The 2,857-nt window shown below is 59.0% G+C and carries 2 protein-coding genes; both read right to left on the bottom strand.

Features of this window, described 5'->3' with window-relative positions; all coding sequences use genetic code 11:
* Positions 1-1,808: PAS domain-containing sensor histidine kinase (locus AC11W3_RS07950; RefSeq protein ID WP_484092773.1), on the bottom strand; the 1,808-nt coding region annotated here is incomplete at its 3' end.
* Positions 1,809-1,811: 3 nt separating this feature from the next.
* Entirely contained in the window at positions 1,812-2,660 is an 849-nt protein-coding gene (locus tag AC11W3_RS07945) for a substrate-binding domain-containing protein (RefSeq protein WP_484092772.1), read from the bottom strand.
* Positions 2,661-2,857: the final 197 nt, after the last annotated feature.

Below are 2,857 nucleotides of genomic sequence, written 5' to 3'. Positions count from 1 at the left end.
ATGCGCTTCACGAGGTCGCGGTCCATGCCGATCCCCGTGTCGCTCACCGTCAGGCAGGTGTACTCGCCGGGCCTGGCATCGAGCCGGTAATCGCAGAAGGCCTCGTCGACGACCACGTTCCCGGTCTCGATTACGAGGTTTCCTCCCTCGGGCATGGCGTCGCGGGCGTTGACCGCCAGGTTGATGAGGATCTGGTCGGCCTGGTAGGGGTCGATCTTCACGGTCCAGAGGCTGGTCGAGGGTAGGAATGTCAGCCTGATGTCCTCGCCCAGGAGGCGGCTTAAGGTCCTTTCCGTTTCGATGTAGTGGGCATTGAGATTGATGGCCCTGGGGGCGATGATCTCCTTTCGGGAGAAGGCCAGGAGCTGGCGCACCATCTCTTTCGACCGCTCGCCTGCCCGGGAGATTTCGAGTATGTACTGATGCAGCGCGCTCTCCTCGGGAACCTCCAGCTCGCACAGTTGAGCATAACCGAGGATGACGCTCAGCATGTTGTTGAAATCATGCGCAACTCCCCCCGCCAACTGCCCGATCGATTCCATCTTCTGGGAGTGCCTGAACTGTTCCTCGATTTTTCTGTGTTCGGTGACGTCTATGCCGAAGCAGAGAGTACCGACGGCCTTGCCGCCTTGCATTATCGGACTGTTGCGCCAGGAAACGATGCGGGAGGCCCCGCACTTGGCGGTGATAGGGGCGTCGAACTGGTTTCTGCTGCTCTCGGTGGCCGCAGCGGTGCACATGTTGAAGAAACATTCCTCAACCATGACCTTTTCGAACCAGCTCCGACCCTGCAGTTCCTCCGCTCCGTAGCCGGTGACCTCTTCGGCGGTCCGATTTAGCAGCGTGACCACACCCTGGTTATCGAGGCCGACAATGATGACGCTGGCAGCCTGGATCAGGTTCTCCGTGTACTCCTTTGCGTGCCTTAACTGTTCCACCGCCTCCTTACGCTCCATTATGTCTTCCACCGAAAGAACGATGCTGGCGATCACCTCATCCTGGTAGATCGGAGCCGCCCCGCAGGCAATCGGGACGCTGGTGCCGTCCGCCCTCTGCAGGTCGGTCTCGAATTTGACCATCTCCGCTTCCCCGCTTGCCACACGTCCGACTTCAAGATCGACCAACGCCGCGGCACAACCGGAAAAGAGCCTCTGGATTGAGCCGCCGATGAGGATTTCGCCGGCATAGCCGGTTATCTCGGAGCAGCGCCCGTTGATCATCTCTATCCGCCCCCAGGGATTGAGAACGATAATGGCATTGGTGGAACTCTCCATGACCCGGTTGAGAAAGCTGTATGAATCGCGGAGTCTTGCGTTGACACGGCCTATGGCCCTGAAGGGGAGCAGGATGAAAACGAGGAGCCCGATCCCGAGCCCGAGGAGAGCAAGCACCCCTGTCTCTTTCAGGATCGGCCGCAAGGATCTGCGGATCTCGATCCGGGCGATGACGTTGCCGGCGTCCAGCAGGGGCTGTGACCGGTGTATGACAGGTTCCTCGAGGTCCGCGGTACTCGCCGCTATCTCGACGCCGTTTGTGTCGAGAATCCTGCGGGTCTCCGCGGATCCGGCATCGGGGCGCCTTGACAAGAGGGATTCCAGCCTGTCGTGCTCGAATCTCCAGTATCCGGGATTTCCCTGGATGACTCCGGCAACTATCTGCGCGTTAATTTCGGCTTCGGCATCGAGAGTTCCCATAGCGTACTGGTAGCTTATGGCGAAGTAGCCGACAGGGAAGAGGAGGGCGACAAAGAAAGCGAGCACGATGGTGAGGGTGGCAGTGAAGCGGGGGCTTCTTCCTTGAGAGGTCATATTTTAGCGCCCCTTCCCCTGGTAGGTAGGAAGACTCCCTGCTGCGGTCAGGATGGCTCTCGCCTGGGGGGAGGTCATGAACCGGGCGAAGTGTTGCGCGGCCGGCAATGGCTTTGCCGGGGTCACCAGGTACAGCCTTTTCACCAGGGGATACTTGCCGTCGTTAAGTGTCTGGAGCGAGGGCTTGACCCCGTTGAACGAGAGGATCTTCACCCTCCGGTTGTGTGCGATCATTTCTGCCAGGGTAGTTCCAGCGAGGGCGCCTGGGACCTTGGTGACGGCTTCGGCTGATTCGTCATTGGTTGATGCCATGGTCATACCGGGTCGCCGGTGTGCGACCTGGACTGCCTGGGCCAGTGCCGGGGAAATACTCCTGACAATGACGGTGTCTGTATCATTGATGGGCCTCAGGATCAAACGGACAAACGTCCCGTTGGACCAACTGGTGGCCCTGCCTGAGTAGATGTCGACCAACTCATCTGTTGTTATATCTTTCTTGGGCACCTCTTTATGGACGGCGAATACGAACGGTGTCCTGGCGAACTCGACCGCCCTGGCACCGGCCCTAAGCTCTGATTCCTCCAGAGGACGCGCGCTGATGGCAAGTTCCAGCGCCCCGTGGGTCAAGGCGGCGATACCCCCGGGACTGCCAAGGCTGGGGACGACCTTGATGGAAATGTCGGGGTGACTCCTGGTATAGGCCTTGGCAAGGAGCTTTACCACGCTGAGACTCGAGCCCGTTCCACCGATGCGCACCACGGTCTCGGCCTTGGCCGTTCCGCAGGCGAGCGCCGAAATTGCGGCAAAGATGACGACGCTGATATACCCGACGACCTTTCGATGGCTCTGCATGCGGTCTCTCCCCTGTCTTCAGCAGCTAGACGGTCCATCAACTGTCACAGCTGACAAGCGATCCATTAGGTGTCGCTATAGCCTTTGCACATTAGCATTATTTTAAGAAAAAGAGAAGACAGTTTCTGGGCAAAGCCGCGTCGATCTTTGGTGAAGAGAGGATTCATCAGGGCGCCTATGACAGTGGGAGCCAGTAG

Source organism: Geomonas sp., assembly GCF_056994735.1.
Note: the sequence above shows the minus strand (reverse complement) of the source record. Positions and strands in the feature narration are given on the sequence as shown.